5 protein-coding genes are annotated in these 7,636 nt (G+C 31.9%); all 5 read right to left on the bottom strand.

The annotated features are described in order from the left end of the window. Window positions 1–1,788 precede the first annotated feature (1,788 nt). Entirely contained in the window at window positions 1,789–4,458 is a 2,670-nt protein-coding gene (locus tag ESY88_RS19925) for a carboxypeptidase-like regulatory domain-containing protein (RefSeq protein ID WP_147088427.1), read from the bottom strand. Further along, window positions 4,442–5,284, bottom strand: coding sequence for a GLPGLI family protein (locus tag ESY88_RS19920; RefSeq protein WP_147088426.1), 843 nt, complete (start codon window positions 5,282–5,284; stop codon window positions 4,442–4,444). The genes ESY88_RS19925 and ESY88_RS19920 overlap by 17 nt, the downstream gene beginning before the upstream one ends. A 50-nt stretch (window positions 5,285–5,334) precedes the next feature. Then, window positions 5,335–5,616 carry a hypothetical protein gene (locus ESY88_RS19915; RefSeq protein ID WP_147088425.1) on the bottom strand — a complete coding sequence of 94 codons (282 nt, stop codon included), beginning with the start codon at window positions 5,614–5,616 and terminating at the stop codon, window positions 5,335–5,337. Window positions 5,617–5,952: 336 nt separating this feature from the next. Beyond that, on the bottom strand, window positions 5,953–6,450 hold the full coding sequence (locus tag ESY88_RS19910; RefSeq protein WP_147088424.1) for a hypothetical protein: 498 nt from the start codon (window positions 6,448–6,450) through the stop codon (window positions 5,953–5,955). Window positions 6,451–6,615: 165 nt separating this feature from the next. Continuing rightward, window positions 6,616–7,422 (bottom strand): hypothetical protein, encoded by an 807-nt coding sequence (locus ESY88_RS19905; RefSeq protein WP_147089902.1) that lies wholly within the window; start codon window positions 7,420–7,422, stop codon window positions 6,616–6,618. Window positions 7,423–7,636: the final 214 nt, after the last annotated feature.

Raw genomic sequence — 7,636 nt, 5'->3', positions numbered from 1 at the left:
ATGAGTGAGTAATTCCGCAACTTGCTTTTTGGCTTCCGTTTCGAATTCCGTTTTCTGATCTTTAAATACTGTTGGTTAATTGGTTGAATTTGATGCTTTCTAGAAAGCCCGAGTATTACTTGCAACGGTTTTGTGTATGATTAGTTGCGTGTCTCAAGCAGTAAATTTAGCAAATAAAAACGAACTAGCGAATCCACGAGGGTTTTCGGAAGAAGTACAGGCCTAGCAATTAATTATACGCGATGTTGTGAAATGTAGTTTCGTGAATTTCAGACTTTAGATAAAATACTCATTTGAGTTGTGCGCTCGAGTAAGCAAATCCGCGAACTGCTTAAGTTCCGCATTGTGCACAATTCTGCATCTGACTAAATTTCGCATCTTGAATAATTCCGCAAACTGCAAAGGTTCCGTTATTTATTCCGCAAACTTACTTTAGAAAATCCATCATTAATCGACTGTTTTTGAAATAAAATCCGATTTTAAATTCCGCAAACTTGCTCAAAATTCCGCAACAGTTGATTTTCCGGAATAGTTCAGATTAGACAGTTTACAGATTCTCGATTTTATGGGTCTGAGTGAATTCTGCTATATTTTACAACGCTCTTGAGTATGATTAGTTGCGCGTCTCAAGCAGTAAATTTAGCAAATAAAAACGAACTTGGGCATCCACGAGGATTTTCGGAAGAAGAACAGGCCAAGCAATTAATTATACGCGATGTTGTGAAAAGTGGCCTGGAATTATGGTGTTTTGTTGTTGCTTTCCCTCAGATAGTGCGATTGAGTGAGTTCCGCCGTTCCCAAAAGCCGCGAACTACTTGATTCCGCTCGAGTGGGAAATTCCGTGTGAGTGAGTAATTTCGCAACTCGATTTTATTCAGAGTGGATTTGAACAATTCAAGATTCCGCAAACTTGTCTGATTTTGTAATTCCGTTTTTCATTTATGGGACTGGTTAGAAATCGAAGAAAATTCCGCGACCGTAAAAAGAAAAGCTTTTTTGGGTTTCGATTGTCTAGTTATGAGTGAATTCCGCCATTTTTTACAACGCTCTTGAGTATGATTAGTTGCGTGTCTCAAGCGCTAATTTAGCAAATAAAAACGAACTAGGGAATCTGCGGGGGTTTTCGGAAGGAGAACAGGCCAAGCAATTAATCATACGCGATGTTGGCTAAAGTAGTTAGATGATTTTGAAATTTTTGAAAATGTTCCGTTGGTGCAGTGCGTAAGAGTGAGATATGCTTTGGCCAATTCATGAGTTTAAGTACCATTCGATTTAGTAAGCAAGTCGGCAAGTGAGCCTAATTCCGTCACTATTTGGTCATCGTAAATATTAGGCTTTTATTCCGCAACGGTTTTCAATTCCGCAATCTTGCTAAATCCAGAGTGTTGTTTGGTTCCGCAATCTTATTAGAAACTCTTTTTATTTAACTCGGTTTTCTGTGAATTGTTTTTCCGATAGCGATTCCATAAACCTGCCAAAAATCCGCAGAGATTGGTTTCCGCATGATGTCACGAATTAGCTCCTAATAAGACTGGATTATGAATTTACTTGCTAATTCTGCTATTTTAGCCAACGTCTCTGTATATGGCTCGTAGCGTGTAAATTAAAAAATTAATTTCGGATTAAGCACAAGCCAGATTTTTAAATTTTACTATTTATCTTTTTTATTGGAAATCGTCAAATTTAAAAATTTGGCGACTTCGCAAATATGCCTTAACTTCGACTATGCAACTAATTAGCTATGAGCTATATACGTTGTTGGTAGCCGTTTTTTATTCAGTTCGATTGTCAAAATCTATATTCCATTTTTAAAAGTACATATCTCGGCAATAATCTATATTCCGTTGTTGAATTTCCGATGTCGCTTATTGTAAAATTTCTAAATGTATCTGTATTAAACAAATTTTTGCCTGATAGCATTAAAGTCAATTTATTTTCTTTTATGGTATACCGAGCATTAAAATCTAAAAAATAATAGGTGTTATCCGATTGCAAATTACCAAAAAAATAACGCTCAGTTTGCAAATCCATATTGAATTTATCGTTTACATAAAAGTTTAAATCTAGAAAGCTAACGTTGTCTGTAAATTCATTAGTTACTGTGGTTTTTATTTCATTATTTAACCATTTAGTGCCAATGTTAAAGTCAAAAAAGCTGTCAAAAGCACTTCTAAATTCTATGCCGTATTCATAGTTTATTGATGATACTTCTCTTAATTCAGAGTTATTAACCACATTTTTAAATTCAGATTGTGTAAAGCCAAGGTTTATTTTTATGTTACTAGATAGTTTTTTTAAGAAGTAATCAAAAGAGGCTTTTGTATCAAAAGCTTCTCGGTCTTTTATTATAATTGCCTCTTCTTGTGTAAAGTTTTGATTGATAATAGTATTGGTAGAAAAGAAATTGTGATTTTTAGTGTAAGAAAAAGTTGTATTTGCAAAAAAGCGGTCACTCCAATTACCAAGTTGATAACTTAATAAAAAAGCAGATGCATCTAACTGATTAAAATCTCCCGCACCACTATTAAAGTTTCTAAAGCCTGTTAATACAAAATCATTATATACATTTAAAACGGTTGCATTTGTACGATTATGTGCATAAGATGTTCTAATACGATTATTGCCATTTATTTTATAATCAATACCTAAACTTGGGTTAATAAAAAATGGTTGTTGACTGCTAGATTGATTATTTTGTTCTAAACGATTAAAAAGTTGATGCACACTTAAATTACCTATAAATTTTACTTTATTTAAACTGTATTGGTACTTTGTAGTTAGATATAAATCATTTACTGAATAGCTTAAATTATTTTGATAGCCAATAGGTTCACTTATTTCTGTGTTATTTTCTAAAAGTGAAAATTGACTATTTAAATTATCTTTTCTAAAGGTATTACCAATTTTAAATTCAAATAGATTTTTGTTTTCTTTTCTATCTAAAAGATGAGCTTCAATACCTGCAAAGGTCATTTTTTGCACTAAGTTTTGGTTAACGTTGTTTGCAGTGGTATTTGGAAATAAATCATTAAAAAAAAACTGATTTACGCTATAATTTTGTGGTGCAGTTTCATCAATAAAACGACCTGTTAATAATAATACTTTATTCTCTTTAAATTTATTGGTAAAAGTGATTTTTTGGTCAAATAATTCTACTGGATTATTTAAATTTTCAACGGTAGATTGATTATTAAACACCAAATCTGATGCGCTAGAAAAATTAGCATTTTGATATTTTGAAGTGGCTTCAAGCATTTTAGTTTTAGATAGGTTATATATCAAATCCACTTTACCAAAACCAATTCTCTTTTTGTTTTGTAGTTGATAATCTTCTGTATTTGTAAAATCCAGCCCATTAACCGAAACATTATCTACTCGATTACGAAAAAAATCAAGTTCATCCCAATTTAAAAAACCAAGCGTTTTTATTTTTAGTTTTTCTGTTGGATTGAAAATAGCATTAAGTGATGCCATTTCGGCATTGTTGAATGTTATTCTACTGCGTTTAAAGTTTGGTGTGTTTACTGCAAGATTTATCAATGAAGTTATGGACTGATTGTCGCCTAAACTTGCAGGTTCATTAAAGCGTATTGGTCGTATTAGATGATTAATATCGCCTGTGGCATCAAAACCTATGTTGTTTGCATTACTTAAAAAGTAATATTTATTTTTTTTACCAAAATTCATTAGGTTGCCTTTTATATGGTATCGGTCTTCATTAGCAAACGCATCATAACCAATCGTCATATTACCAAACCATATACGTTTTGCGTCATCACTTAGTTTTAGATTTAATGCAACACGTTCACTTTCTTCAATACCTTTAAGTAATCGATTATTAGAATAGTTTTGCAACAACTCAATTTTATCAATAGGTTGTGCGGGCATATTTTTAGTGAGTAGCTTATAACCACGTTCAAAAAAATCATCGCCTTCAATCATTACTTTTTCAACTTCTTGATTACCTACTTTTATTGTACCATCACTCTCAACGGTAAGACCGGGAATTTTTTTGAGTAAATCCTCAACCACTTCTTCGTTGCCTTGTGCAAATGCTTTAGCATTAAAAGTAATAGTATCTTTTTTTTGTGTAATATCTAATTCTGCTCGAACAACTACTTCATCTAAAGATACAATTTCTTCTTGTAAAGTGATATTGATTTTAATTGTTTTAGAAACATCTGTAACAACAATATTTTGCTCCTTTTTGGCATAGCCTAAAGATGAAAAACTCAATAAAAAAGTACCAATAGTTTTAGATTTTAATGAATAAAAACCATCACTATCTGTTCGTGTATAGGTTACAAAAGTACTATCAACAGCTTTTTTTAAAACTACAGTTACAAACTCAATAGGTTGTTTATTAATATCTAGCACATTACCTTGTATTTGTGCTAGTCCATTAAAACTGAAAAATAATAAAGTAATTAACCATAGAAATTTAATCTTTTTTGTCATCTATTGTTTCTGTTTCCCATTCAAATACTTTCTCGTCTCGATATTTTCTACCATTATTTTTTTGAGGGCCTTTTCTAAAATTTTTCGCTAGATTTCTTGGTAATCTTGATTTCATTTTTCTATAAACGTAATCATTGTAGTTGTCTCTAAATTCAACATACTCTTTTAATGTTTTTTCTTCTTTTGCAGTTGGTTTAGAAACATCTAATTCACAATCATTACAAGGGTATTTTATGCTAACAAATTTAATCTCAAACATTTTCTCGCTGTCTTCTGCTTCTAATATTAACCCAGGCAATCCAAAAAGTTTCCAAGGTCCATAAGGCAATGGTATTTCCTCAGTAAACCAAACAGTATATTCTCTACCTCTAAACTTACCTATTGCCTTTTGTGCTGTAAATTCGCCTATTTTTTTTATTTTACCTTTTATTTCCCATTCAATTTCAATCCAATTATCATCATAATAGTAGGATTCGAAAAGTTTTCTAATTGTAGCTATCCTAGTTCTTATTTCTTTTGATTTAAAATTTCTGTGTACAATTGCACCTTGCTCGTCTGAAACACTGAAATTTACGTTAATAGAACTCCCGTCAGAATCTATTCCTGTTTTTCTCGAACTTTCCATACCAATTTTATTATAAATAAAATTAGAAATAGAATCATTAAATTTTAAAAAAGCAGTTTTGTAGATTGTTTTTTCAGCTGGTATTTTGAATATGTATTCTACACTTCCAACATCATTAGAATTATTTATTTGATTTTCTTGAGAAAAAAGAAAAAACGGTATACTGAATAAACCGATTATAAGATATTTATATATTTTCATAAGTTATAAATTTTAATATAATGGGCGGAATATTCCGCCCATTAATTAGATTACCAGAATAATGCAAAAATTACAGAAAGGATATCATCCATTGTTGTGCTATCATCACAACCAAAATAGAAACTACCAGTTCCGTGCTCTCCAGTATCCCAAGATAAAGGAAATCCACAAGCCATTGCATCATCTAACGCAACTTCTTCTAATGATACCTCGTCTAAACTTAGTACATTTTCAATAGTTACATTGTTATCAATTGTTTCAACTTCTACATTGTTAGCAAAAGTTAAAGTTCCTACTAGCATAAAAGCTAGTGCAAAAAATACATTTTTCATATGTGTTGTATTTAATGGTTAAAAATTCTAAACTCTATAAGTTTATGGTCATTATAGTTTAGCTCGTGGACTATCCACTTTAGACCTGTCGGCTTTCATTCATCACTTTTCGAGAGTCAATTTACGTTTTTTCTTTTAAATTCCGTAAGTCGGATGGTCTTTAAATTGCTCTGTTTCGGTTGTTAAATGGCTACCAACGTGTTTGTGTAAGGAACGTTGCGTGTTTGTGTGCGAGGATTTTCCGCAGGAAAATCAGAGTTAGCAAACGAGCAACGACCAAACGGTTTAACTAAAATAAGCAATGTTTTTTACACGGTGTTGGCAACTGGCTTTTTTTCATTTACTTCCTCCAACTACAATCATTAAATAAATTAAAAACATAACCGTGTTCGATATTGCATTTGCCTCAATAAATATCCAAGTTCCTTTTTTTCTTTTTGTTTTGTCTTTCACAGATAAATAATAGAACGGAAATTCCAAAATCAATGCTGCAATAAAAGAAGCTAACATTCCAAATATAAATCCGTTTAGTTCATAATTTCCATAACTTGTTTTTCCGCCCCAAAAGTCAATATTTCCAGAAATTGATGAAAAATAAGGCGCAATGAAATATAATCCGATAAACATTGAGAAATAATTCCCGATGATTATTAACCACATTCGGTTAGAAATTTCTCTTTTTTCCAAGTAATTACTTTCATAAAATCCGATTAGAGAATTCAATATCAGAGAATGTAAAATTCCAAACCACATCATTGGCGAACCAGCATTTGCCATTACCAAAGTCGGAATCAATGTCAGAATTACTGTAATTTTAAATTTGTTATTATTCAATTCGAATGCGTTTTTTTCAGCTTGTTGCCAACGTGTTTGTGTATGGACCGTTGCGTGTCAAAGCACGAACCATTAAAGATACAAAACTACGCTGGAAAATTCCCAAGAATTTTCCAGATGAGCACAGACCCAGCAATGGTTTATACACGGTGTTAGGCAACGTATTTATTCCTTTTTCTTTTTATACATTTCTTCTCGAACTTTCATTTCGTGTTCAATTCCCATACTGTTTCCGAAACCCATACTTTGTTTTAATATTTGTTTAGAGTTTGGATGTAAAATCCCACTACAAATATAATTCGGGATTTCATTTTCATAAATTCTCTCTCCATATTTATATATATGTATCATCAGCGCAAGAGTATGATAATCCTCAATTTTATTTAATCTACTCACATAATTATATCCCATATTGTGCTCACTTGGGAAACCGTATTTTTCAGTCATTTGCTTTAGTTCTGAATAAATGGCATTTGCTTCATTATAGGCATTTTCAGATGTGATTTCAATTGTTCCGTAATACCAGTCCATTATTTGTCTGGTAAAAGTGGCATCTCTTTCTATTAAAGAATTGAATTTATCTCTTAATTCAGGTTTGAAGTTTGTAATGTAGTAATCTGAATAAGTTTTATATTCTGCGTTTAATTGGCTGTACCATTGCGTTTTTTTATAATATCGGAAATAACTTAAAGGAACGCCACCTTTTGCTAATTGCGTTGCGATTTGTAAAGCCCATTCAGCGTCTTTTATTTTCTCGGCAATCAAGAACGCCAAATGTAAGTCCTTACCAAGAGGAAATTCAGTTTTATCAAAAGCGAGCTTAAAATTTATTTCTGATTCTTTGTAATTTTTTTGAGAATAATATTTAGATGCAAGTTCAACCAAAGGATAATATTCCGAATATTCACATTCTTGAGCAGACAATTTTGTCATCAAGGTAAAAAATGTCAATATGAGCAGGATTTTTTTCATATGTTGCCTAACGCTCTTGAGTATGATTAGTTGCGTGTCTCAAGCGCTAATTTAGCAAATAAAAACGAACTTGGGCATCCACGAGGATTTTCGGAAGAAGTACAGACCTAGCAATTAATTATACGCGATGTTGTGAAAAGTGGCCTGGAATTATTGTGTTTTGTTGTTGCTTTCCCTGAGATAGTGCGATTGAGTAAATTCCGCCGTTCCCAAA

This window comes from Subsaximicrobium wynnwilliamsii (genome assembly GCF_007997225.1).
Classification (GTDB): Bacteria; Bacteroidota; Bacteroidia; order Flavobacteriales; family Flavobacteriaceae; genus Psychroserpens; species Psychroserpens wynnwilliamsii.
Note: the sequence above shows the minus strand (reverse complement) of the source record. Positions and strands in the feature narration are given on the sequence as shown.

Bases quoted from the DNA above. Each gene is read 5' to 3' on its own strand.
- ESY88_RS19925 (WP_147088427.1), bottom strand. From the start codon at position 4,458: ATGACAAAAAAGATTAAATTTCTATGGTTAATTACTTTATTATTTTTC.
- ESY88_RS19920 (WP_147088426.1), bottom strand. From the start codon at position 5,284: ATGAAAATATATAAATATCTTATAATCGGTTTATTCAGTATACCGTTT.
- ESY88_RS19915 (WP_147088425.1), bottom strand. From the start codon at position 5,616: ATGAAAAATGTATTTTTTGCACTAGCTTTTATGCTAGTAGGAACTTTA.
- ESY88_RS19905 (WP_147089902.1), bottom strand. From the start codon at position 7,422: ATGAAAAAAATCCTGCTCATATTGACATTTTTTACCTTGATGACAAAA.